This is a genomic window from Micromonospora sp. AMSO31t (assembly GCF_008868175.1).
In the GTDB taxonomy this organism is placed as follows: Bacteria; Actinomycetota; Actinomycetes; order Mycobacteriales; family Micromonosporaceae; genus Micromonospora.
Map to the genome: position 1 here is coordinate 15,073 of NZ_WBKT01000038.1, position 22,720 is coordinate 37,792.

At 73.0% G+C, this 22,720-nt stretch carries 19 protein-coding genes, 1 tRNA gene and 1 pseudogene; 9 read left to right on the forward strand and 12 right to left on the reverse strand.

Features of this window, described 5'->3' with window-relative positions:
- Nucleotides 1-42: 42 nt before the first annotated feature.
- On the reverse strand, nucleotides 43-1,314 hold the full coding sequence (locus F8274_RS11685) for an MFS transporter (protein ID WP_151462323.1): 1,272 nt from the start codon (nucleotides 1,312-1,314) through the stop codon (nucleotides 43-45).
- 78 nt (nucleotides 1,315-1,392) lie between these two features.
- On the opposite strand from F8274_RS11685, the gene F8274_RS11690 reads away from it, so the two are divergent.
- The gene (locus F8274_RS11690; RefSeq protein ID WP_151462324.1) at nucleotides 1,393-2,379 is read left to right on the forward strand and encodes a DUF5937 family protein; all 987 of its coding nucleotides are present in this window, start codon (nucleotides 1,393-1,395) and stop codon (nucleotides 2,377-2,379) included.
- A 19-nt stretch (nucleotides 2,380-2,398) separates the two neighbouring features.
- Here the strand turns inward: F8274_RS11690 and F8274_RS11695 are convergent, their stop codons facing one another.
- Together F8274_RS11695 and F8274_RS11700 are read right to left on the reverse strand one after the other, a co-directional pair.
- Nucleotides 2,399-2,929: a nitroreductase family protein gene (locus tag F8274_RS11695; protein ID WP_151462325.1), complete on the reverse strand. Its 531-nt coding sequence runs from the start codon at nucleotides 2,927-2,929 to the stop codon at nucleotides 2,399-2,401.
- Nucleotides 2,930-3,014: 85 nt separating this feature from the next.
- On the reverse strand, nucleotides 3,015-3,797 hold the full coding sequence (locus tag F8274_RS11700; RefSeq protein ID WP_225853735.1) for a hypothetical protein: 783 nt from the start codon (nucleotides 3,795-3,797) through the stop codon (nucleotides 3,015-3,017).
- A gap of 240 nt (nucleotides 3,798-4,037) precedes the next feature.
- Here F8274_RS11700 and F8274_RS11705 point away from each other — a divergent pair, with 240 nt between their 5' ends.
- On the forward strand, nucleotides 4,038-5,303 hold the full coding sequence (locus F8274_RS11705) for an aspartate kinase (protein WP_151462326.1): 1,266 nt from the start codon (nucleotides 4,038-4,040) through the stop codon (nucleotides 5,301-5,303).
- Nucleotides 5,304-5,308: 5 nt separating this feature from the next.
- The gene (locus F8274_RS11710) at nucleotides 5,309-6,367 is read left to right on the forward strand and encodes an aspartate-semialdehyde dehydrogenase (RefSeq protein ID WP_151462327.1); all 1,059 of its coding nucleotides are present in this window, start codon (nucleotides 5,309-5,311) and stop codon (nucleotides 6,365-6,367) included.
- Between the two features lie 49 nt (nucleotides 6,368-6,416).
- Here the strand turns inward: F8274_RS11710 and F8274_RS11715 are convergent, their stop codons facing one another.
- The gene (locus F8274_RS11715; RefSeq protein ID WP_151462328.1) at nucleotides 6,417-7,880 is read right to left on the reverse strand and encodes a diguanylate cyclase domain-containing protein; all 1,464 of its coding nucleotides are present in this window, start codon (nucleotides 7,878-7,880) and stop codon (nucleotides 6,417-6,419) included.
- A 174-nt stretch (nucleotides 7,881-8,054) separates the two neighbouring features.
- Between F8274_RS11715 and F8274_RS11720 the strand changes: the two genes are divergently transcribed.
- The 3 genes from F8274_RS11720 to F8274_RS11730 all read left to right on the forward strand — a co-directional run bounded on the left by F8274_RS11720 (nucleotide 8,055) and on the right by F8274_RS11730 (nucleotide 11,726).
- Entirely contained in the window at nucleotides 8,055-8,834 is a 780-nt protein-coding gene (locus F8274_RS11720) for a phosphodiesterase (RefSeq protein WP_151462329.1), read from the forward strand.
- 6 nt (nucleotides 8,835-8,840) lie between these two features.
- A complete protein-coding gene (locus F8274_RS11725; RefSeq protein WP_151462330.1) occupies nucleotides 8,841-9,473 on the forward strand; it encodes a histone deacetylase in 633 nt (210 codons plus the stop codon).
- A gap of 510 nt (nucleotides 9,474-9,983) precedes the next feature.
- Nucleotides 9,984-11,726 carry a bifunctional UDP-sugar hydrolase/5'-nucleotidase gene (locus tag F8274_RS11730; protein WP_151462331.1) on the forward strand — a complete coding sequence of 581 codons (1,743 nt, stop codon included), beginning with the start codon at nucleotides 9,984-9,986 and terminating at the stop codon, nucleotides 11,724-11,726.
- A 70-nt stretch (nucleotides 11,727-11,796) separates the two neighbouring features.
- On the opposite strand, the gene F8274_RS11735 is transcribed toward F8274_RS11730, so the two are convergent.
- Entirely contained in the window at nucleotides 11,797-13,077 is a 1,281-nt protein-coding gene (locus F8274_RS11735) for an MFS transporter (RefSeq protein WP_151462332.1), read from the reverse strand.
- A 162-nt stretch (nucleotides 13,078-13,239) separates the two neighbouring features.
- On the opposite strand from F8274_RS11735, the pseudogene F8274_RS31905 reads away from it, so the two are divergent.
- Nucleotides 13,240-13,698, forward strand: a pseudogene (locus tag F8274_RS31905) (hypothetical protein); the annotation flags it as partial.
- Nucleotides 13,699-13,709: 11 nt separating this feature from the next.
- On the opposite strand, the gene F8274_RS11745 reads toward F8274_RS31905, so the two are convergent.
- From F8274_RS11745 to F8274_RS11755, 3 genes are all read right to left on the reverse strand, one after another.
- A complete protein-coding gene (locus F8274_RS11745; RefSeq protein ID WP_151462343.1) occupies nucleotides 13,710-14,810 on the reverse strand; it encodes a calcium:proton antiporter in 1,101 nt (366 codons plus the stop codon).
- Between the two features lie 169 nt (nucleotides 14,811-14,979).
- Nucleotides 14,980-15,056: transfer RNA gene (locus F8274_RS11750), tRNA-Pro, on the reverse strand.
- 136 nt (nucleotides 15,057-15,192) lie between these two features.
- The gene (locus tag F8274_RS11755) at nucleotides 15,193-16,086 is read right to left on the reverse strand and encodes a metallophosphoesterase (protein ID WP_151462333.1); all 894 of its coding nucleotides are present in this window, start codon (nucleotides 16,084-16,086) and stop codon (nucleotides 15,193-15,195) included.
- A 25-nt stretch (nucleotides 16,087-16,111) separates the two neighbouring features.
- Between F8274_RS11755 and F8274_RS11760 the strand changes: the two genes are divergently transcribed.
- The gene (locus tag F8274_RS11760) at nucleotides 16,112-16,567 is read left to right on the forward strand and encodes a GatB/YqeY domain-containing protein (RefSeq protein WP_151462334.1); all 456 of its coding nucleotides are present in this window, start codon (nucleotides 16,112-16,114) and stop codon (nucleotides 16,565-16,567) included.
- Between the two features lie 67 nt (nucleotides 16,568-16,634).
- Here the strand turns inward: F8274_RS11760 and F8274_RS11765 are convergent, their stop codons facing one another.
- Nucleotides 16,635-19,085, reverse strand: coding sequence for a transglycosylase domain-containing protein (locus tag F8274_RS11765; protein WP_151462335.1), 2,451 nt, complete (start codon nucleotides 19,083-19,085; stop codon nucleotides 16,635-16,637).
- 403 nt (nucleotides 19,086-19,488) lie between these two features.
- Between F8274_RS11765 and F8274_RS11770 the strand changes: the two genes are divergently transcribed.
- A complete protein-coding gene (locus F8274_RS11770) occupies nucleotides 19,489-19,809 on the forward strand; it encodes a WhiB family transcriptional regulator (RefSeq protein ID WP_091266889.1) in 321 nt (106 codons plus the stop codon).
- A gap of 25 nt (nucleotides 19,810-19,834) precedes the next feature.
- Here the strand turns inward: F8274_RS11770 and F8274_RS11775 are convergent, their stop codons facing one another.
- Genes F8274_RS11775 through F8274_RS11785 form a run of 3 tightly spaced genes read right to left on the reverse strand, consistent with a single transcriptional unit; the run spans nucleotide 19,835 to nucleotide 22,623 of the window.
- On the reverse strand, nucleotides 19,835-20,986 hold the full coding sequence (locus tag F8274_RS11775) for an ArsA-related P-loop ATPase (protein ID WP_192579795.1): 1,152 nt from the start codon (nucleotides 20,984-20,986) through the stop codon (nucleotides 19,835-19,837).
- Between the two features lie 54 nt (nucleotides 20,987-21,040).
- A complete protein-coding gene (locus tag F8274_RS11780; protein WP_151462337.1) occupies nucleotides 21,041-22,015 on the reverse strand; it encodes an ArsA-related P-loop ATPase in 975 nt (324 codons plus the stop codon).
- A gap of 26 nt (nucleotides 22,016-22,041) precedes the next feature.
- Nucleotides 22,042-22,623, reverse strand: a complete 582-nt coding sequence (locus F8274_RS11785; RefSeq protein WP_151462338.1) for a hypothetical protein — start codon at nucleotides 22,621-22,623, stop codon at nucleotides 22,042-22,044.
- Nucleotides 22,624-22,720 lie beyond the last annotated feature (97 nt).

Below are 22,720 nucleotides of genomic sequence, written 5' to 3' on the forward strand. Positions count from 1 at the left end.
CACCCTACGTGGTGAGATCGTCGGTGGGAAGCCAGGTCCGGACTATGGGACCGGTGTCACGGCCTCCTCCGGTGCCACGGCACCCAGGCGCGGCGTCCGCCCGGCCCAGGCCACCGCGGGCACGATCGCCAGCCCGACCAGCGCGAAGACGGCCGCCGTCGGGTACCAGCCCCAGCCGCCGGTGGTCACCCCCAGGAAGGTGAGCCCCGCCGGGGCGATCAGGTACTGCAACTGCGTGCCGAGCCGGAACGCCCCCACGTACGCGCCGCGCTGGGCGGCCGGCGGCAGGGCGGCGGTGAGCCCCCAGGTGCCCGCCGACTCGACCAGCTCGGCGACGATCAGCAGCATCGCGGCGGCCACCAGCACCACCAGGGTGAGCGTGCCCCGGGTCGCCCCGGAGATCGGCAGGACCAGGCAGAACAGGGCGATCAGCAGGGCGCCCCGGCGGGACGCCCGCGCGGCGTCCGGCGCGGTGTCGGCGCCCCGGCTGGCGCGCACCTGAAGCAGCACGATGAGGACCGTGTTGAGCACCACCAGCCCGGCGATCACCGCCTTCGGCGCGTCGGTGCGGGTGAGGATCCAGAGCGGCAGCACCGTCAGGTAGAGCGTCTGGTGCGCGGTGAGCAGCCCCGACAGCAGGGACACCGCCATGAACGGGCGGTCCCGCAGCACGGCGAGCCGGCTCATCGGCTCCACCGGGCGGGCCGCCTGCGGCAGCCGGGGCAGCCGCCGCACGAACAGCGCCGTCACCAGGAAGACCGCCGCGATGAACCAGACCATCCCCCGGTACGCGGCGATCGTGTCCACCGCCAGCACCAGACCGCTGATGGCCGCGCCGAGCCCGAACCCGACGTTCAGCAGCGAGCGCTGGTAGGCCATCGCGGTGACCCGCTCGGCCGGGGGGAGCGCGTTGATCGAGTAGACCTGCCGGGCCACGCCGGCCGCCGCGTCCACGGCGGCCAGGGCCACCACCACGGCGAGGAACCCGGCGAACCCGCCCACGAACGGGTACGTCGCGAAGAGCGCCCCGTCCAGCACGAGCGCGACGACCCAGACCCGCTGCGGCCCGTACCGGTCGGTGAGCCCGCCCAGCGGCACCGTGCCCAGCAGCGACACCCCGGCCGCGATGGACAGGCCCAGCCCCACCTGGGCGGCGCTGAGCCCGAGCGCCCGGGTGAAGAAGACGGCGCTGCCCGCCTGGAACAGTCCGCCGCCAACGGCGTAGACCATGGCCTGCACGGCCAGGGCGCGGGTCAGCCCGGCCGGCGGTACGACGTGCCGGACGGCGGTGCGGATGGTGTCTCTGGCCCCCATGGCCGGGAAGTGAACCGCGCCCCCACGGAGCCCGTCGAGCCTTTTAGTCTGTGGCGAATCCTGCGTCGGGGGGTGCACGTGTCCGAGTTGCGGTTCAGCCTGGCCGACGTCGCGGGAGTGCGGTTCGCCGTCTCACCGGTCAACGAGACGGTCATGAGCATGTGGGCGCTGGCCGATCCGGTCCGCTATGCCGTGCACCTGCCGTGGATCGACCGGGCCCGGGCGACGCTGGGGCGGCCGGAGGTGGCCGACCGGGTCCGTCCGCTGCGGGAGCTGACCCGGCCGCGCCGCTGGCTGCCCGACTTCCTCACCCCGGCCGCCCGACCGGGCGTGGAGATCACCGAGCAGCTCGACCAGATCGCGGCGACGCCGCCGGGCGTGGTGGTCCAGGACCTGCTGGCAACCACCGCGCGAGGACCGCTGAGCCCGTTCGGGCAGGCGCTGCTCGCCGATCCCCGCGCGCTGCTGCCGCAGCTCGTCGACGCCCTGCGGATCTGGTACGACGAGGCGATCGCCCCGGACTGGACGCGGATGCGGGCGCTGCTCGACGCCGATGTCGCGTACCGTGCCGCCCAGCTCGCCGAGGGTGGTGCCGGTCGGCTGTTCGCGCAGCTCCACCCGAGCCTGCGCTGGCTGGGCGACCGGGTGGTCAGCGACGACCCGTTCGAGCGGGACTTCGACCTCCGTGGGCGCGGGCTGGCGCTGAACCCGAGTGTGTTCACCGACCGGAGGGTGCTGTGGAACCTGCTGGAGGACTCGCTGCCGGCCGGGGCGTACCCGGTGCGGGCGGTCGGGACGCTCTGGGAGCCGGTACCGGCCCCGCCCGGGGACCCGCTGGCCCGGGTGGTCGGCGCCGGCCGGGCCGCGCTGCTGCACCTGCTCGACTCGGCGGTGACCACCACCGACCTGGCCCGGCGCACCGGGATGTCGGGCGGGAACGTGTCGCAACACCTGGCCGCGCTGCACGCCGCCGGGCTGGTGTCCCGGTCCCGGCAGGGCCGGCACGTCCTCTACCGCAACACCGACGTCGCGACGGTCCTGGTCCGGGCCAGCCGCGGCGGGTGACCCGGCCGGTGGGGGCGGATCAGGCGAGCAGCAGGGCGGCCAGCGGGCGGCGGCGGCGCAGTGCCGTCTCCCGGTCCCGCAGGTCCTCCGGAAGCGCGAACGGGTCCCCGAGCCGGCCGACCGCGGCCACCACCAGGGGCCGGACCTCGATCGCGAGGTCCAGCTCGGTGGCGAGGCCGGCGCGGTCGAAGCGGGTGATCTGGTGGACGTGCAGGCCGAGCGCGGTGGCCTGCACGGTCAGGTGGGCGACGGCCTGGCCCAGGTCGTACGCGCCCCGTTCCGGGTCACCGCCGGTGTGCGCGCCGACGACCAGGGCGGAGGCGTGCCGGATCCAGCGCTGGTCGCCCTCGGGCAGGTTGACCAGGATGCGCTTCCACGTGTCGTCCTGGCGGTGGCCGAGCGCGAAGCGCCACGGCTGGGCGTTGCCGGCCGAGGGCGCCCAGCGGGCGGCCTCCAGCAGGGAGGTGGCCTCGTCGCCGCTCAGCTCGGCGGCCGGGTCGAAGGCGCGGGGGCTCCAGCGGAAGGCGAGCAGCGGGGTGAGGTCGGGCATGCGGAGAAGCATCCCTGATGGGCGTTTTGCTCTCGCACCCGACCCCCGGCAGATGTGGCCAAGAGCACCCGTAACGGACATCGGGTCAGGGCGTTCCCGCGCTCGGGCTGTCGGTGGGCGACGGCAGGTCCCGGCTCACCGGCTCGCCCTCGGTGACCGGCCCGGCCAGCGGCACGGTGGCTGGCGCCGCGCCGGGCTCGCCGGCCAGCTTCAGCGTGCCGAAGGCCGCCCGGACCGCCGCCGGGGTGCCGTCCGGCAGGTAGCAGTAGATCCCCACGTCCAGCGGGGCGTTCAGCGAGGCCGAGGTCGACTCGATCGAGTAGCACTCGCCGCTCACCCCGGGCAGCGGGGTGGCCGGCGAGACGGCGAGCGGGGCGCGCCGGTCGGTGAGCACGTCCAGCCAGTCGGTGAACGGGTGCTGCACCCGCGGGTCCAGCCTGCGGGGCACGGCGTCGTCGGCGTCGCCGAGGCGTACGCAGCCCGCCGGCTGCGCCCAACCGGCCGAGGGCAGGGCGCACTGGAAGAGCCCGTCGCCGGTGGCGGCGAGCGAGACGTCGACCGTGCCGCCCTGACCCCAACCGGGCACGTCCACCCGCCAGGTGCCGTCGTTCGCGCTGGTCACCGTGATCGTCCGGGTCGCGCCGTCGGCCGGCTCGTAGGTGTACGTGGCGGTGAGGTGCCGGTCCTGGGCGGCGGCGGCCAGCGCGGCGATCTCGTCCCGGGCGGCGTCCACCTCGGCGGGGACCGGGTCGGCCGTGCCGGTCGGGGCCGGGCTCGGCGGGTCGGCGGTGCAGGCGACCAGGAGCGCGGGCAGGGTGAGCGCCAGGGTGCCGGTCAGTCGCCGGGCCGCGCGTCGGTGTGCGTGCACCGGGACATTCTGCGGTGCCGCCCGGGCTCCGGGGAGCCCGCCGTGCGGGTGTTCCGGCCGGCGTGTCGTCCGGCCGGGCCGGTGCCGGTGAGCCGCGCAGGCCGGGCCGGATGGTGGGATCACCCGACCCGGCGCCGCGGGCCGCCCGATACCCTGGGGAGGTCTGACACGCGCCGCCGGACCGAAGAAACCGGCGGCGCCGGCACGCTCAGGGTCGTCGCTGGGAGGGAGTGCACCGTCGTGGCACTCGTGGTGCAGAAGTACGGCGGGTCCTCCGTCGCCAACGCCGAGCGGATCAAGCGGGTGGCCGAGCGCATCGTGGCCGCCCGCAAGGCCGGCGACGACGTGGTCGTGGTGGTCTCCGCCATGGGAGACACCACCGACGAGCTGCTCGACCTGGCCAACCAGGTCAGCCCGCTGCCGCCCGGCCGCGAGCTGGACATGCTGCTCACCGCCGGGGAGCGGATCTCCATGGCGCTGCTGGCCATGGCCATCCACAACCTGGGCTACGAGGCCCGCTCGTTCACCGGCTCGCAGGCCGGCGTGCTCACCACCTCGGTGCACGGCCGGGCGCGGATCATCGACGTCACCCCGGGCCGCCTCAAGGGCGCGCTGGACGAGGGCGCGGTGGTCATCGTGGCGGGCTTCCAGGGCGTCTCGCAGGACACCAAGGACGTCACCACGCTGGGCCGGGGCGGGTCGGACACCACCGCCGTGGCCCTCGCCGCCGCGCTCGACGCGGACGTCTGCGAGATCTACACCGACGTGGACGGCGTCTTCACGGCCGACCCGCGGATCGTGCCGAACGCCCGGCACATCAAGCACATCACCTACGAGGAGATGCTGGAACTGGCCGCCTGCGGCGCCAAGGTGCTGCACCTGCGCAGCGTCGAGTACGCCCGGCGCGCGGGGTTGCCGATCCACGTCCGTTCGTCATACTCGACCAACACCGGCACGATGGTCACCGGATCGATGGAGGACCTTCCTGTGGAACAGGCACTGATCACCGGGGTCGCCCACGACCGCAGCGAGGCGAAGATCACCATCGTCGGGGTGCCCGACGAGCCGGGTGCCGCCGCGCGGATCTTCGACACCGTGGCCGGCGCCGAGATCAACATCGACATGATCGTGCAGAACGTGTCCACGGAGGGCACCGGCCGCACGGACATCTCCTTCACGCTGCCCAAGACCGACGGCCCGACCGCCATGGCCGCGCTCAGCAAGATCCAGGAGCAGGTCAAGTTCAAGGGCCTGCTCTACGACGACCACGTCGGCAAGGTCTCCCTGATCGGCGCGGGCATGCGCTCGCACCCGGGTGTCGCGGCCGGCTTCTTCGCCGCCCTCGGCGCGGCCGGGGTGAACATCGAGATGATCTCCACCTCGGAGATCCGGGTCTCCGTGGTCTGCCGGGACACCGACCTCGACAAGGCGGTCCGGGCCATCCACGACGCCTTCGAACTGGGCGGTGACACCGAAGCAGTCGTCTACGCCGGCACGGGGCGGTAGCGCGGATGTCGTCGCTGCCCACCCTCGCCGTGGTCGGAGCGACCGGTGCCGTCGGCACGGTGATGTGCCAGATCCTCTCCTCCCGCCGCAACGTGTGGGGCGAGATCCGGTTGCTCGCCTCCGCGCGCTCGGCCGGCCGCCAGATCCAGTGCCGGGGCGAGTCGCTGACCGTCCAGGCGCTCACCGCCGAGGCGTTCGACGGTGTGGACGTGGCGATGTTCGACGTCCCGGACGCGGTCTCGGCCGAGTGGGCGCCGGTCGCCGTGAGCCGGGGCGCCGTCGCGGTGGACAACTCGGGCGCGTTCCGCATGGACCGCGACGTGCCGCTGGTCGTCCCCGAGATCAACCCCGAGCAGGTCCGCAACCGGCCGAAGGGGATCATCGCCAATGCCAACTGCACCACCCTGGCGATGATCGTGGCGATCGCCCCGCTGCACCGCGAGTACGGGCTGCGCGAGCTGGTGCTCGCCTCGTACCAGGCGGTCTCCGGTGCGGGGCAGGCCGGCGTGGACGCGCTGCACGCCCAGCTCGGCAAGATCGCCGGGGACCGGGTGCTCGGCTCCCGGCCGGGCGACGTCCGGCAGGCGGTCGGCGACGAGCTGGGCCCGTTCCCGGCGCCGCTCGCGCTCAACGTGGTGCCCTGGGCCGGCTCGCTCGCCGACGGCGGCTGGTCGTCCGAGGAGCTCAAGATGCGCAACGAGTCGCGCAAGATCCTCGGGCTGCCCGACCTCAAGGTCTCCGCGACCTGCGTCCGGGTGCCCGTGGTGACCGGTCACTCGGTCGCGGTGCACGCGGTCTTCGCCACCGAGGTCGACGCCGAGGGCGCCCGCGAGGTGCTGCGCAACGCGCCCGGCGTGATCCTGGTCGACGACCCGGCCGCCGGCGAGTTCCCCATGCCGATCGACGCGGTGGGCACCGACCCGTCGTGGGTCGGCCGGATCCGCCGGGCCGTCGACGACCCGCGCGCCCTCGACCTCTTCGTCACCGGCGACAACCTGCGCAAGGGCGCCGCCCTGAACACCGCCCAGATCGCCGAGCTGCTGGCCAGGGAGCTGACCCGCTGATCCGCGGCCGGCCGTCCGCTCCGCCCGGCTGCTGGGGGCGGCCGGCCGGTCAGGCGGCGGAGAGGTGCACGCCGTCGCGGCCGTCCCGTTTGACGGCGTAGAGCGCCTGGTCGGCGCGGCGCAGGGTCCGCTCCGGGGTCTCGCCGGGCCGCGGGAGGGCGACGCCGACGCTGATGGTCCGGCCGGTGCGGCGGGCGGCCTCGGTGAGCCGCTCGGCGATCCGGACGGCCTCCTCGGGGCGGCTCACCTCGATCACCGCGACGAACTCGTCGCCGCCGGTGCGGTACAGCTCGTCGCCCTGGCGCAGCGCCCCCTCCAGCGCCCGGGCCAGCCCCACGAGAAGCTGGTCGCCGGCCTGGTGGCCGTACGTGTCGTTGACGTCCTTGAAGCCGTCCACGTCGATCGCCAGCAGGGCGGTACGCCCCGGCGTGGCGCTCGCGATCCGCTGCCCGAACGGCCCGGTGTGGCGCAGCCCGGTGAGCGGATCCGAGCTGGCCTGCTCGCGCAGCCGGGCGAGCGTACGCAGCCGGTCGAGGCAGATCCACGCCTGCCCGGCCAGCAGCTCGATGAGGTTGACCGTGGTCGGGTCGGGGCGCAGCAGCCGCTCGTCGGCGGCCAGCAGCACACCGCCGCCCTCCGTGGGGCCGACCGGCACCGCCACCAGGGTGCGCGCACCGGCCCGGGTCAGCGGCAGGTAGTCCACGGTCGGCGGATGCCCCTCCTCGCCCAGCGTGTACGCCGAGCCGTGCCGGTGGGCGCGGGCGATCATCCGGGCGAGCGCCGCCGGGCCGGCCTCGGCCAGCTCGGCCCGGATCCGGGTCTCCAACGCTCCGGGGGTGCCCGTCGGCGTGCCCAGCCGGGGTTCGCGCGGGCCGGGAAGGATCAGCACGGCGGCGGAGAGCGCCGAGACGTCCCGGGCCGCGGCGATCGCGGCGGTCATCAGGTCCCAGTCGGTGGGTGCGGTGGTCATCGCGGCGGCGTGCCGGAGCAGCTTCTCGCTGCGGCTCTCGGCCGGCGGCCCGTCGAGCGCGGCGATCCGGGCGCCGAGCCGGTCGGCCAGCCGCTGGGCGGTCTCCCGCCACCGGTCCGTCCCGACCGGGCCGCTCCACTGGAGGTCCAGCACGCCGAGCGGCCGGCCTGCCTGATCCCGCACGGGCACGCAGATCTCGGCGGTGACATCGGGGCGTACCGGCAGGTAGTCGGGATCGGCGGTGACGTCGGGGACGGTGGCGGGCTCGCCAGAGTCGTACACCCGGGCCACGATCGACCGCTTCTGGTCGCGCCGGGCCGGGCCGGAGTTCCCGCTCGGTGTCTTCAACGGCACGGTGGAGAAGACCTGCCACGCGCCGGTGGCCGCGACGCAGCGCAGCCGGTCGTGGACCTGGAGCAGGATCGAGATCGTCGCCGGGGTGTGCCGGGCCAGCGCCGCGACGGTCCACTGGCACGCCTCCAGCGCGGTCGACGCCATCGGAAGGCGGACCGTGACGTCCCGGACGACTCGCTCGTGATCCACGTCGTTCCTGCTCGGAGGGGGCGGGGCGCGATCAAGGGTACCCAGCGGGCGAGCCGGCGACCTTCGTACACATGTGCTATCCACAGGCTGTGGACGCGGCCTGTGGGCGACGGGGCCCCGCAGTGGGGTGCGGCGGCGATAGCGTGAGGGTCCCGGGCTCGTCAGGAGGCGCCGATGCTCATCGCCCAGCTCAGCGACCCGCACGTGACCACCGGCCCGCTCGCGGCCGAGCCGGCGTCCGGGCTGCACCGGGCGCTCGGCCGGGTGCTCGCCCTCCGGCCCCGGCCGGACTGCGTGGTGATCACCGGCGACCTGGTGGGCAACGGCCGCCCCGACGAGTACCTGGCGTTGCGCGAGATCGTCGCGCGCTTCCCGCTGCCCGTGCACCTCGCCGCGGGCAACCACGACGACCGGGAGTCCCTCCTCGACACCTTCGGTGGAACCCCGTACCTGGGTGGCGGCTTCTCGGCCCACTACCACGTGGACCAGCCGGACGGCACGCTCGTGGTGCTCGACTCGCACGCCCCCGGCAACGCCGGGGGGCGGCTCGGTGACGATCAGCTCGGCTGGCTCGACGGGGTGCTCGCCGGTCGCACCGAGGTGCCCGCCGTGGTGTGCCTGCACCATCCGCCGGTGGCGGTCGGCGTCCCGGTCATGGACGCCATGGGGCTCACCGACGCCGACGCGCTCGCCGAGGTGATCGGGCGCCACCCCCATGTGGTCCGCGTCGCCGCCGGGCACCTGCACCGGCCGGTGACCAGCGCCTTCGCGGGCACGGTGCTGACCACCGCGCCGAGCACCTGGATGCAGGTCAGCCTGGCCATGACCGAGGAGGAGGAGATCGGCTGGGTGGCCGAGCCGACCGCCTTCCTGCTGCACCGGGTGGCCGACGGCGGCTGCGTGACGCACACCGTCCAGGTCAGCCACGCGGCCGGGCGGACCTGCTGGTTCTGAACCGGCGTGGAGCGGCTTCTCTGGTACGTCGCGTACGGCTCGAACCTGCACGCGGCGCGGCTCGACCGGTACCTGCGCGGCGGGCGCCCGCCCGGCGGGCTGCGCACGTACCCGGGCTGCCGGGACTGCCGACCACCGCGCCGCACGGTCGCCGGGTCGATCCCCGGCGGCGTCTACTTCGCCGGCGAGTCCCGGGCCTGGACCGGCGGGATGGCGTTCTACGACCCGGAGCTGCCCGGTCAGGCGGCCGTACGCGGCTACCTGGTGACGGTCGAGCAGTTCGCCGACATCGCGGCGCAGGAGATGTACCGGCCGCCCGGCACGGACCTGGACCTGATCCGGGTGGCGGCGGAGGCCGGCCGGGCAACCCTCGGCCCGGGCCGCTACGAGACCCTGCTCCGGGTGGGGGTGCGCGACGGCCTGCCGATGCTCACCTTCACGGCTCCGCACGCGGCGTCCGAGGTGGAGTGGGCCCCGCCCGCCCCCGTCTACCTGGGCATGCTCGCCCGCGGGCTGCGTGAGGCGCACGGCTGGGACGTCGGCCGCACCACCGGGTACCTGGCGGCGCGGCCCGGAGTCGCCGGACACTGGTCCCGTTCGGGGGTGCGGCGACTGGTCGCGGAGGCGTCGGCGGCCTGACCGGGAGCGCTACCGGGCGGACCGGCAGAACGGGCCGCCGTTCGGTCGGGATCGGCCGCCCGGTGGTTGTATTTGCCTGCGCAGAGGTTGTCGGCGCAAGCGTTCCTCGGTGACATTGGCAGCGTCGACGGGCGTGCCCGCCGGCGGTTGTTCGTGGACCAGCAGGCGCCGCACCCTCCTGCTGGTCCACCCGACGCGCGGCGCCGGCTCCCTGGTCCCTGGGGGCCGGCACCGTGGGCGCCGGACCGCGACAGCGGAGAGCCGTGAAGGATTTCACCTGCCCGTCATGTCCGACTCGTCGGGCAGGCCGGTACAGGTCGCCGTCCATATTCACCATTCCCGTGTGCTCTCCGGTCGACCTCCCGGCCGCCGGATGAGAAGCTTGCCCCCGGCGGGGCGGTGTCCCCCGACTGCCGCCTTCCGCGATCGACCCCTGTCACGGCACGGATCAGGGTCACCCGGGCGAACCATCGTCCGGACACCACGCGCCGGTATCTCACGAGGAGTTCCATGTCCGTCCCCGGGATGCGCCGCCGGGCCGCCGTCGGTTTGGCCGCACTCGCCGCCACCGCGTTCACCGCGGTCGCCGTACACCCCGACCAGGCCGAGGCCCGTCCGAAGCCGATCGACGTCAAGCTGCTCGCCATCAACGACTTCCACGGCAACCTGGAGCCGCCGACCGGCTCCAGCGGCACCATCGACGGGCAGCCCGCCGGTGGCGCGGCATACCTGGCCGCCCACCTCGACGCGCTGCGTGGCACCACGAAGAAGGAGCGGGAGCACACCATCACGGTCGCCGCCGGTGACCTGATCGGCGCCTCGCCGCTGCTCTCCGCCGCGTTCCACGACGAGCCCACCGTCGAGGAGATGAACCTCGCCGGGCTCGAGTTCACCAGCGTCGGCAACCACGAGTTCGACGAGGGCGCCACCGAGCTGCTCCGGATGCAGAACGGCGGCTGCCACCCGGTCGACGGCTGCGCCGACGGCACCCCGTTCAAGGGCGCCAAGTTCCAGTACCTCTCGGCGAACGCCTTCAAGACCGCCACCGGCAAGCCGCTGCTGCCGCCGTACGGCATCAAGAAGATCGACGGCGTCAAGATCGGCTTCATCGGGATGACCCTGGAGGGCACCCCGCAGATCGTCAGCCAGCAGGGCGTCGCCGGGCTGTCCTTCGTCGACGAGGCGGACACCGCCAACAAGTACGCCCGCATCCTGCGCGCCCAGGGCGTGCAGGCCATCGTCGTGCTGCTGCACGAGGGCGGCGTGCAGAACGGCGGCGGCATAAACGACTGCGTCGGCTTCAGTGGCCCGATCGTCGACATCGCCAACCGGATGGACCCGTCCATCGACGTGATCGTCAGCGGGCACACCCACGCCGCGTACAACTGCAACATCAACGGCAAGCTGGTCACGAGCGCCAGCTCCTTCGGTCGCCTGGTCACCGACATCGACCTGAAGATCGACCGGCGCAGCAAGGACATCGTCAGCGCGTCGGCGAACAACGTCGTGGTGACCCGGACCGTCGACTCGAACCAGGCCACGAACGACCTGATCACCCACTACAAGACCGCCCTCGGCCCGGTGGCCGACAAGGTGGTCGGCGAGACCACCAGCGTGCTCACCAAGACCCAGGAGAACCTGTACCAGACCGGGGTCGACGTCAACGGCAAGCCGACGTACCAGACCGGTGAGTCGCCGCTCGGCAACGTGATCGCCGACGCCCAGCTCGCGGCCACCGACAACGAGCAGAACGCCGTCGCCGCGTTCATGAACCCCGGTGGTGTCCGCGCCGACCTCGACGCCGGCCCGGTCACCTACGCCGAGGCGTTCACCGTCCAGCCGTTCGCCAACAACCTGGTGACGCTGGACCTGACCGGCGCGCAGCTCTACTGCATGCTGGAGCAGCAGTTCACCACCGCCAAGGTGCTGTACGCGTCCTCGACCGTGCACTACGTCGTCGACGTCAACGGCACCACCGCGCCGGCCGCGTCGCCGTGCACCGGCACCCGCGTGGTCCGGGGCAGCCTCACCATCAACGGCACCCCGGTCACCGACACCGCGACCTACCGGGTCACGGTGAACAACTTCCTCGCCGGCGGTGGCGACGGCTTCAGTGTCCTCACCGGTGGCACGAACGCCGTCACCGGCCTGATCGACCTGGACGCCTTCACCGCGTACCTGACCGAGAAGTCGCCGGTCTCCGCGCCGGCGCTGGACCGGATCCAGACCACGGCGGAGGTCCCGGCCGCCTGACGGCCGACCCGTACGACGAACGGGCCCCGGAGCGGATGCTCCGGGGCCCGTCCGTGTGTCGCGGCAGCGCTCAGGCGTGCGCGGGCGCCGGCTCCCCGACCACGGCGGCGATGCGGCCGTCCTGGGCGCCGGTGAGCAGTCGGCGCAACGACAGGGCCAGCACCGAGGCGGTCAGGCACCCGCCCACCACGACCGCCACCCAGAGCCGGCCGTGTGCCGCGCCGATCAGCGGACCCGCGGTGACCGGGCCGATGACGCCGCTGATCCCGAAGATCATCGAGCTCATGGCGTTGTACCGGCCGCGCAGCTCGTCGGTGGCCAGCGCATTGGTGAGGGCCGGCATCACCGGCGACAGCATCGTCTCGCCGAACCCGAAGATCGCCGAGCAGGCCACCACGCCGAGCGCCGCGAGCAGCGCGTTGCCCGTGCCCACCAGGCCGGCCGCGCCCAGGACCAGCCACGCGGTCGCGAAGACCGCGCCCACCGCGGCGAGCGCGCCCGTCCGGCTCCGGCCCTCCATCCGGCGGATCACCAGCAGCTGGGAGAGCACGATCATCACGGTGTTGCCGGCGAGTGCCCACGCCACCACCCGGGGCGACACCTCGACCACCCGCACCGAGTACGCGGCGAAGCCCACCTCGATCTGCGCGTAGCCGCAGGTGGTGAGGACCAGGCCGAAGATGACCAGCCGGCGGAACGGCCGGTCCCGCAGCACGGCGAGGTAACCCCCAGCCCCCGGCGCGGCGTCCGCCGCCCGCTCCTGGACCAGCCGGTGACCGACGTGCGGCAGGGTCAGCAGGATCAGGCCCGGCATGAGGTAGCTCACCGCGTCCAGCACGTAGATGGCCTGGAAGGTGACCGGCCGGGCCACGTCGACCACCGCGCCGGAGATCAGGCCGCCCACGCCGATGCCCAGGTTGAGCAGCGCGAAGTTCAACCCGAACACCCGCTGCCGCTCACCGTCGCCGGTGAGCGAGGCGAGGATCGTGTTCTGGCCGGACCAGATCGCCGAGCTGCCCACCGCGATCAGCGTCATCACGCCGAACGCCGACGCGGTCGAGTCGACCAGCGCCAGCGAGCCGGTGCCGATCGCCTCGACGGCCAGGCAGGGCAGCACCACCCGGCGGGCGCCGAACCGGTCGATCAGCGTGCCGCCCAGCGGCGACAGTGCCAGCGTCACCGCGCCGAACCAGCCGATCACCAGACCGGCGCGGGCATCGCTCAACCCGCGGACGTCGGTGAGGTAGATGAAGAGGAACGGCAGGGTGAGGCCGCGCCCGACGGCCGACAGCAGGGTGCCGATCAGGAGGCGGCGGGCTTCGGGACGGGCGGGCAGGGCGCGGCGCAGCATGGCTGGATTCTGTTGCCGGGGTACGACAGGCGGCGAACGGTTTTCGGGTGGTCCACCTCACCCAGCCGTTCACGGGGTGAGGTGCGTCTCATCTGCCGACGGGCTGACTGTGCTGCCCGACGGTGTCGGCGCCCTGTCGGTGGGGTCTGCCATGCTGGCCCGGTGACCACGACCTGGCGCCACCTCCCCGCCTCCGCCCGGGAGATCGCCGAGGCCGCCACCGGGGCCGTGACCGCCGCCGCCGAACGGGACGGTGAGACATACGCGCCCGCGGTGGAACGGCTCGCCTCCGCCGACCGGGCCGGGCTGGTGCTCGGCGGCGTGGTCCGGCTGCTGCTCGAGGAGAGCCACCCGGACGGGCTGGACGGCGACGACGTCCGTCAGGTGCTGGAGCGGTGCGTCCGGTCCACCGCGGCCTGGTGGCCCGACGTCGACCCGCACGTGCTGCTCGTGCTGCTGGCGGGCGCGCTCGGCGTCTACGACCCGGGCGACGACGACGCGCCGCCGGACCCGGCCGCGATCGCCCGGCACGCCCCGCTGCTCGTCGCCGACCTGCTGGCGGCCACCGGCCGGCCCCTGGCCGACTACCTGTCAGCCGCTTTCGCCGAGGTCGCCCGCACCGTCCAGGACGGTCACGGGCTGGCCGCGAGGAAGACGAACGCGGCGAGCAGCACCAGGTGCACACCGCCCTGGAGCACGGTCGCGCGGCCCGGCACCACGGTGAGCACGCCGGTCACCGCGGTCAGCGCGAGCAGCGTCATCTGGGTGCCGCCGAGGCCCAGCAGCAACGGGCCCTCCAGCCAGATCGAGGCCAGCGCTATGGCCGGGATGGTCAGGCCGATGCTGGCCATGGCCGAACCGAGCGCCAGGTTGAGGCTGATCTGCACCCGGTCCCGGCGGGCCGCCCGGGCGGCGGCAAGGGTCTCCGGCAGCAGCACCAGCAGGGCGATGACCACGCCGACGAACGCCTGCGGCAGGTTCGCCGCCTCCACACCCGCCTCGATCGCCGGGGAGATGGTCTTCGCGTCGCCGACCACCGCGACCAGCGCCACCACGAGCAGCACCAGGCTGGCCAGGGCGGTACGCGTGGACGGCGGGTCGGCGTGCCCGTCGCCGTCGGCGTCCTCGGGGATGATGCTGCCCTCCTGCGTCACCGGCAGGAAGTAGTCGCGGTGCCGGCCGGTCTGCACCATCACGAACAGGCCGTACAGGGCGAGCGAGGCGACCGCCGCGAAGGCGAGCTGCGCGGGGGAGAACTGCGGGCCGGGCCGGCTGGTGAACGTCGGCACCACCAGGCTGAGGGTGGCGAGCGTGGCCACGGTGGCCAGCGCCCCGCCGGTGCCCTCGGGGTTGAACACCGCCACCCGCCGGCGCAACGCGCCGAGCAGCAGCGACAGGCCGAGGATCCCGTTGCAGGTGATCATCACGGCGGCGAAGACGGTGTCCCGGGCCAGCGCCTGCGTCTTGTCGCCGCCGCTGATCATCAGCGTGACGATCAGACCGACCTCGATCACGGTGACCGCCACGGCGAGCACCAGCGAGCCCAACGGCTCGCCCACCTTGTGCGCCACCACCTCGGCGTGGTGCACGGCGGCGAGCACCGCACCGGCGAGCAGCGCGGCCACCACCACGATCAGCGGGCCGGCCAGGTCCCTACCCCAGGTGGCCGCGAGCACCAGGACCGCGATCAGGGGTAGGAGGGTGGTCCAATCGGTCAGGCGGGATCGGATCATGGCGGCCATGCATCAACCTTGCCAGGAAGACGGATCAACTGCCCGTGGCGAGACGCTTGCGATCCGGCGCCGGTTCGGCTACGGGCTGCCGTGAGCCCCGGCACAGTGTCCGGTGGGATCGCAAAGCAGAGAGGCCGCACCCGGTGAACCGGATACGGCCTCTTACCTCTGGTCGGGGTGGCCGGATTCGAACCGACGACCTCTTCGTCCCGAACGAAGCGCGCTACCAAGCTGCGCCACACCCCGAGGCGTGCCGACAAATAGTAGCCCACCCGCTCCGATGGTCAAACTCCGTACCCCCCGCGCCGACCCAGGCCCAGATCTTGGTAGCTACCGGCCCCTCAAGGGGCCGTTTCCCACCAAGATCTGCGAGCCGGTGCGGTCAGCGGGGGATCAGGGTCAGGATGGTCGCCTCGGGTGGGCAGGCGAAGCGCACCGGCGCGGTGGGATGGGTGCCCAGGCCGGCCGAGACGTGCAGCCAGGAGTCGGAGCCGGGCCAGCGGTGCAGCCCGCGCGCCATCGACCGGGGCAACCCGCAGTTGGTGACCAGCGCGCCGTAGCCGGGCACGCAGACCTGTCCACCGTGGGTGTGCCCGGCGAGCAGGAGCCCGAAGCCGTCGGCGGCCATCCGGTCCAGCACGGCCGGCTCCGGGGAGTGGGCCAGGGCGATGGAGAGCGCCGCGCCCGTGCTGACCGGCCCTTCCACGGCCGCCCAGTCGTCCCGCTCGATGTGCGGGTCGTCCACGCCGGCCAGTTCGATCTCCCGGCCCCCGGCCTTCAGGGTGGTCCGCGCGTTGTTGAGGTCCACCCAGCCGGCGCCGGTGAAGACGTCGCGCAGCTCCTCGTACGGCAGCGGCACGCCCTCGGTGTACTCCCGGTCCGGCAGGAAGTAGGTGAACGGGTTCTTCAGGACCGGCCCGGTGTAGTCGTTGGAGCCGAAGACGAAGGCGCCGGGCAGGTCGAGCAGCGGCTGCAGGGCGCGCAGCACGCCCGGCACGGCCTCCGGGTGGGCCATGTTGTCCCCGGTGACCACCACGAGATCGGGGTCGAGGGCGGCCAGCGAGGCCACCCAGTCCTGCTTGCGCCGCTGGTCGGGCATCATGTGCAGGTCCGACAGGTGCAGTACGCGCAGCGGCTCGGCGTCGGTCGGGAGCACCGGTACGTCGTACCGGCGCAGGGTGAACATGTTGCGCTCGATGAGCGACGCGTACGCCAGGGTGGCCGCCCCGGCGGCGACGGTGCCGGCCGTGAGCCGGAATAGTGTGCGCTTTCGCATGGCGTTCAGGGTAGTTTGACCGTCCATGAGCACGCTGAAGGACCGCCTCACCGCCGACATGCGCGCCGCCCTCAAGGCGCGCGACGAGCTGACCACCTCCACGCTGCGGATGGCCCTCGCGGCCGTGGGCAACGCCGAGGTCGCCGGCCGGGAGAAGCGCGAGCTGAGTGACGACGAGGTGCTGGCGGTGCTGACCAAGGAGGCGAAGAAGCGCCGCGAGGCGGCGACCGCCTTCGCGGACGCGGGTCGCGCGGAGCAGGCCGGCAAGGAGACCGCCGAGGGTGAGGTGCTGGAGCGCTACCTGCCGAAGCAGCTCTCCGACGGCGAGCTGGCCGAGCTGGTCTCGGGGGCGCTCGCCGCGGGCGGCTTCACCGGCAAGGCGCAGATGGGCCCGGCCATGAAGGCGGCGCAGGCCGCGGTGGCGGGTCGGGCCGAGGGTGGCCGGGTCGCCGCGGAGGTCCGCCGCCAGCTCGGTCTCTGACCGCACCCCTTCGACGACGAAGCGGGCGGGCACCCGGTGGGGTGCCCGCCCGCTGGCGTTGCTCGGGTCAGCCGCGCGGTCGGCCCGGGCGGCCCTGGTTGGGCGGCGGTGGGACCGCCGGCCCGCCGGGGCCGGTGCTGGTGCCGGGCTTCGGCTGGCCACCGCCGGCGCTCACCTCGATCATCACCACGCCGCCCTTGATGGTGCGCCCGTCCGGGCTGGTGCCGGCCGCGGTGCCCACCGGGCACTCCGACGGGACCTTGCCGTCGGAGACCACCGGCTCGAAGCCCGCGCCGCGCAGCCGCGACTTGGCGGTTTCGACGGACTCGCACTTCACCCCGGGGATCGAGCGCTGGTCGCCCTCGATGATCTTCCCGCTCGGCGGGGTGAAGTTCATCCGCTCCTTGCCCCTCATGGCGTCGCGGAGCGTCTGGTAGACCGCCGGGTTGATGCCCCAGGCCACCTCGTTGTGCTTCATCCGCTGGTTGGTCTGCGGCCAGTCCGGGTCGGCCTCGATGCCGGCCACCGCGTACTGCCTGGTCATGGCGACCAGGGCGGAGGTCTTGTCCCCGTCGGTGGTGCCGGACTTGCCGGCCACCGGGGCGTCGACGATGCCGCGGACGTTGCCCGCGGTGCCGTTCTTGCACTTCGAGGTCGACGAGCGGTCACCCACCGGGCAGCGCGCCGCGTCCACGGCGGCCCGGGCCACCTGCGTGCTGATCCGCTGCTCGCAGCGCGGGTTGGCGATGTCCAGCTTCTCGCCGTCCGGGCCCCGGATCTCCTGGACCGGGATCGGCTCGCAGTATTTCCCGTCGGCCGCCAGGGTGGCGTACGCGTTGGCCAGCTCCAGCGGAGTGGTCTGCGAGACGCCCAGGGTGAACGCGCCCCACTGGTGCGCGGCGTCCTTGTTCGAGGCGAACTTGGCGTCGTTGGAGGCGCGGAAGGTGATGCCCAGCTTCTCGGCGGCCTTCACCACGTTCTCCGCGCCGACCCGCTGCTGGAGTTCGACGAAGAAGGTGTTGACCGAGGCGCCGAAGGCGCTCCACATGTTGTGCACGCCCGCCATCGACTTCCCGGCGTTCTGCGGGCAGTAGAAGTGCGTGCCCTTGCAGGCGGCCGGGTTGCCGGAGTCGATAATGTATTCCGACTTGAACTGGTGCTGCGCGTTGATGGTGTAGCTGAGCGGGTAGCCCTTCTCCAGGGCCGCCACCAGCGTGAAGATCTTGAACGTCGAGCCGGCCTGGTAGCCGGTGATGCCGCCGCCGCCGCTGACCAGCGGGTTGACCGTGTTCGGGCGGCTGCCCCGGATCTTCTTCTTGGCCTTCTTCGGGTCGCTGGAGATCTTGTTCTGCGGGTGGTCCGGGTCGTCGAGCTTGAAGTTCCGGTTGACCGCGATGGCGCGGACCCGCCCGCTGCCCGGCTCGACGGCGGCCACCATCCGGGCGGCCGTCGCGTCCTCCTTCAGTTGGTTGCGGACCGCCTTGTCCGCGCCCTTCTGCGCCTGCACGTCGAGCGAGGTGGTGATGGTGTAGCCACCGCTCTTCAGCCGCCGCTCCCGGTCGTAGGAGGTGGCGCCGAAGGTCTCCTGCTGCAGCCACCAGCGGTAGAAGTAGTCGCAGAAGAAGCCCCAGGAGCGGGTGTTGGTGGCGACGCAGCCGTTCGGCGTGCGCTTCTTCGCCACCTTGAGCTTGATCTGCTTGGCCTGGTCGGCCTGCTCCTTGGTGATGGCGCCGGTCTGCACCATGTTGTCGATGACGTAGTCGCGCCGGCCGACCGCGTCCGGGTAGCCGGCCGTGGTGGTGGGGTCGAACGCGGTGGGCGCCTTCACCAGGCCGGCGAGCATCGCCGACTCCTGGATGTCGAGCTTGCTCGGCGGCTTGTTGAAGTAGACCTGGCTGGCGGCGTAGATGCCGTACGCGCCGTTGCCGAAGGCGGCGATGTTCAGGTAGCGCTCCAGGATCTCGTCCTTGGAGAGCTCCTTGTCGATCTGGAGCGCGTAGCGCATCTCGCGGAGCTTGCGGGCGCTGGTGTCCTCGGTCGCGGCCACCACGTCGGCCGGGTGGGTGGCCGAGTAGGAGATGGCGAGCCGGACGTACTGCATGGTGAGCGTCGACGCGCCCTGCCGCGAGTTCGTCCCGGACTGGTTGTTGACGAACGCCCGGGCCACACCGTTGAGGTCCACGCCGTTGTGCTTGTAGAAGTCGTGGTCCTCGGCCGCGATGATGGCCTTCTGCATGATCGGCGCGATGTCCTTGAGCTTCACGTCGCGCCGGTTCTCGTCGTACATAGTGGCCAGCGGCGTCCTACCGTCGGAGGCCAGCAGGTAGGTGATCTGCGGGGCCCGGGCCACCGTCAGTTCGGTGGGGAGCGCGCCGAAGGTTTCGGCCCCCGCCTTGGCGGCAAGTCCGGACATCGCCACCGCGGGGAAGGCCGCCGCGGCGACCACCACGCCGGCCAACAGGCCACAGATGAGTAGCGATGCGGCGTTGGTCAGCACGTTGTGGTCACGTTTCCGCATCCAGGTCACCTCGACAGGGTACGCGAGTAGGGAACGAGGGGCGCGCGGGGAAGTTTCCCCATTTCCTGCGCGCGCCGGCCTCGTTGTGCTAAACGCACGAACCCCGGTGCGTGGTTGCGTGAAACCTGGCAGAAGTCTCCTCCGAACGGAGGAGTGGCGCAGCGTTTTCACCTACCCCGGCGGGGTAGACGGCGGGCGAAAGCCCGGGAAGCCGGGAGTGTCCGGAATGATGGATTTCGCCGACAACGTTGCGTAATCAGGCGACTACACAGCATGATGGTGGCGGCGACAGCAGCCACACGTCGTCCGCGCCGCCCTGGGGAGGCCGGCCCGGACGACCGGGGGGAAATTCGACGGCTGGTCGCGCGAAGTCGGTAGGTACAGCAAGGGGGGACGTGTACAGATGGGCATGATCACTGACTGGCCGTCACTGGCGGCGTGTCAGAACGGGGACCCGGACGCGTTGTTCGTACAGGGCGCCGAACAGAACGTGGCGAAGAGGATCTGCCGGAGCTGCCCAGTTCGGTACGAGTGCCTGGCCGACGCGCTCGACAACCGGATCGAGTTCGGTGTGTGGGGTGGCATGACCGAACGCGAGCGCCGGGCGCTGCTGCGGCGCCATCCGCAGGTCACCAGCTGGCGCAAGATGTTCGAGGCGGCCATGAAGAAGAACGCCAAGGAGAAGGCCGGTCGGGACAAGGTCCTCGTGACCACGGCCAACTGACCGACGCGCCGGTCGGTCGCGCCGCTCAGTGCCGGCTGATCGCCTCGCCGATCGTCCGCAGCCCGTCGACGTCGTGCACGTCGGCGGGCTGCGCCGTCACCGACACCGCCGGCACCGCCGGGAACGCCTCGGTGAACCGGGCCGCCACCCGCTCCTCGCGTGCCGCCTGCTCGGCGAGCGTGGCGTGCGCCCGCAGCACCTCGGCGGTGCGCTCGTGCCCGCCCGCACCCGCCAGCCGCTCGGCCGCGGCCAGACTGTCCGCCGCGGACAGGTCCGGCACCGCCGGCCGGTGCACCCGGTTGAGCACCAGGCCGGCGAGCGGCATCCGCTCGGCGCCCAGCCGGCCGGCGAAGTAGGCGGCCTCGCGGACGGCGTCCGGCTCCGGCGCCGCGACCAGCAGGAACGCCGTCTCCCGGGCCTGGAGGATGCGGTACGTCTGCTCGGCCCGCTGCCGGAACCCGCCGAACATGGAGTCCAGCGCGGCCACGAAGCCGGACAGGTCGGTGAGCAGCTGCGCGCCGACCACCTTCTGCACCACCTTCGAGAACATCCCGAAGCTGGCCGTCACCAGGCTGAACATGCTCCGCCCGCCGCTGCGGGCCGGTGCGAGCAGCAGCCGCAGCATCCGCCCGTCGAGGAAGCGGGAGAGCCGTGCCGGCGCGTCCAGGAAGTCGAGCGCCGAGCGGGACGGCGGGGTGTCCACCACGATGAGGTCCCACTCGCCCCGGGCGTGCAGCTGACCCAGCTTCTCCATCGCCATGTATTCCTGCGTGCCCGCGAAGGTGGAGCTCATGGCCTGGTAGAACGGGTTGGCGAAGATCTCCGCCGCCTTCGCCGGGTCGGTGTGCTGGAGCACCACGTCGTCGAAGGTGCGCTTCATGTCGAGCATCATGGCGTGCAACTGGCCGCCGCTGGACTCGACGTCGATCCCCTTGACCTGGCGTGGGGTGTTGTCCAGCTCGGTGAGGCCGAGCGACTGGGCCAGCCGGCGGGCCGGGTCGATGGTGAGCACCACCGTCCGCCGGCCGTGCCGCTCGGCCGCCCGCAGCGCCAGCGCCGCCGCGGTGGTCGTCTTGCCCACTCCGCCCGCCCCGCAGCAGACCACGATCCGTACGCCCGGATCGGCGAGGATCTGGTCGACGTCCAGCGGTGGCGCCGCGTCTTCGGAAGGCACCAATCGAGCGTATCGGTCTCGAGGGTCTCTCTGCTCCGTGCCGGCCGCAGGTGTGAGTCAATCCGCCCGGACGAGCGTCTCGGCCAGCGTCTCCAGCCCCGCCCGGTCGACCCCGGCGGGCAGCAGTGGAAGCTCGGTCAGGGGCAGGCCCAGCTCGACGAGGTCGGCGCGGAGCGAGTCCTCCAGCTCCCGGCGTACCTGCTGGTCACGGGCCTCCGCGGCGAGGCCGGACACGGTCCGGGCGTCGGTCGGCAGGCCGGCGGCGGCCAGCCCGCGCTTCAGCTCGGCGGCGGTCACCGGCCGGTCGGCCGGCACCGGGGGCCGGGCTCCGTTGACGATCACCCGGCCGACCGGGAAGCCGAGCTTGGTCAGCTCGGCGATGGCGTCGACGGTCTCCTGGACCGGCATCTCCTCCAGCAGCGTGACCACGTGCACCGCGGTCATCGGCGAACGGAGCAGCGCCGAGACCCCCTCGCTCTGGGTCTTGATCGGGCCCATCTTGGCCAGCCGGGCGGTCTCCGCGGTGACGTTGAGGAAGCGGCCGATCCGCCCGGTCGGCGGCGCGTCCAGCACCACCGCGTCGTACGCCCGGCGTTGCCCGGTCGTCCGGGTGGTCGCCTCCTTGACCTTGCCGGTGAGCAGCACGTCCCGCAGGCCCGGGGCGATGGTGGTGGCGAAGTCGATGGCGCCGAGCTTGCGCAGCGCGCGGCCGGCCGCGCCGAGCTTGTAGAACATGTCCAGGTATTCGAGGAGCGCCTCCTCGGCGTCGACCGCCAGGGCACGCACCTCGCCGCCGCCCGGCGCGTCGGTCAGGTGCCGCTCCTCGTAGGGCAGCGGATCGGTGCCGAAGAGCTGGGCGATGCCCTGCCGCCCCTCGACCTCGACCAGCAGGGTGCGCCGGCCGCCGGCGGCCAGCCCGAGGGCCAGCGCCGCCGCCACGCTGGTCTTGCCCGTGCCGCCCTTGCCGGTCACCACGTGCAGGCGGGCCGGCCATCTGCCGGCGGACTCGGCCGGCTGCTCAGTCGCTGCCACCCGTCGAGCCTATCCAGCCGCCGCCGTCAGGCGACCTCGCAGACCCACCAACCCGTCTTCCGCACCACGGTGAAACGCAGTTCCTGGTCGGCCGTCTTCTCGTCGGCCGTCGTCATGGTGACCCTGGTGCTGACCGTCGCCCGGTCCCCGGTCTGGTTGTCGACCTTCGGGGTGGTCCAGCGGAACCGCGCGCTCTGGTACTGCCCGGCGTACTTCTGCACCTCGGCGACCTTGGCGGCGATCTTCTCGTCGTCGCGGGACGCCGAGCAGACGAAGGTGGCCGCCGCGCGGGCGTCCCGGTCCTTGTAGACCGCGGTGAGGAAGCCGTCCACCGCGACCGTCGGCTCCTTGGCGCCCTGGCCGTCCTCGGCCTGGCGCAGGGTGAGGAACGCGGCCGTGCCGCCACCGCCGCAGAGCAGGATCGCCGCGGCCAGCACGATGGAGGCGATGAGCAGGCCGCGCCGCTTCTTCGGGGCCGCCGGCTGCGGGTAGGGCGGGGAGCCGGGCGTCGGCAGGGCGCCGGGTGCCGGCGTGGCGCCGGCGGGCGGTTCCTGGTGGGCGGGACCTCCGGGCGAGCCGGCGGCGCCACCGATGGGCGGTTGGGTCATGTCGTTCCCCCGGGGTGCGGCGCGCCGACGCCGCCCCAGGCGACGGACACGTGATCGAGCGTGGCGGGTGAGCACGGGCGCTCACCCAGACCGGAAG

What these genes read in the sequence shown, in the direction of transcription:
- F8274_RS11710 (WP_151462327.1), top strand. Translation starts at nt 5,309, where the DNA reads ATGTCGTCGCTGCCCACCCTCGCCGTGGTCGGAGCGACCGGTGCCGTC.
- F8274_RS11770 (WP_091266889.1), top strand. Translation starts at nt 19,489, where the DNA reads ATGGGCATGATCACTGACTGGCCGTCACTGGCGGCGTGTCAGAACGGG.
- F8274_RS11720 (WP_151462329.1), top strand. Translation starts at nt 8,055, where the DNA reads ATGCTCATCGCCCAGCTCAGCGACCCGCACGTGACCACCGGCCCGCTC.
- F8274_RS11685 (WP_151462323.1), bottom strand. Translation starts at nt 1,314, where the DNA reads ATGGGGGCCAGAGACACCATCCGCACCGCCGTCCGGCACGTCGTACCG.
- F8274_RS11695 (WP_151462325.1), bottom strand. Translation starts at nt 2,929, where the DNA reads ATGCCCGACCTCACCCCGCTGCTCGCCTTCCGCTGGAGCCCCCGCGCC.
- F8274_RS11765 (WP_151462335.1), bottom strand. Translation starts at nt 19,085, where the DNA reads ATGCGGAAACGTGACCACAACGTGCTGACCAACGCCGCATCGCTACTC.
- F8274_RS11745 (WP_151462343.1), bottom strand. Translation starts at nt 14,810, where the DNA reads ATGATCCGATCCCGCCTGACCGATTGGACCACCCTCCTACCCCTGATC.
- F8274_RS11735 (WP_151462332.1), bottom strand. Translation starts at nt 13,077, where the DNA reads ATGCTGCGCCGCGCCCTGCCCGCCCGTCCCGAAGCCCGCCGCCTCCTG.
- F8274_RS11785 (WP_151462338.1), bottom strand. Translation starts at nt 22,623, where the DNA reads ATGACCCAACCGCCCATCGGTGGCGCCGCCGGCTCGCCCGGAGGTCCC.
- F8274_RS11730 (WP_151462331.1), top strand. Translation starts at nt 9,984, where the DNA reads ATGTCCGTCCCCGGGATGCGCCGCCGGGCCGCCGTCGGTTTGGCCGCA.
- F8274_RS11760 (WP_151462334.1), top strand. Translation starts at nt 16,112, where the DNA reads ATGAGCACGCTGAAGGACCGCCTCACCGCCGACATGCGCGCCGCCCTC.
- F8274_RS11755 (WP_151462333.1), bottom strand. Translation starts at nt 16,086, where the DNA reads ATGCGAAAGCGCACACTATTCCGGCTCACGGCCGGCACCGTCGCCGCC.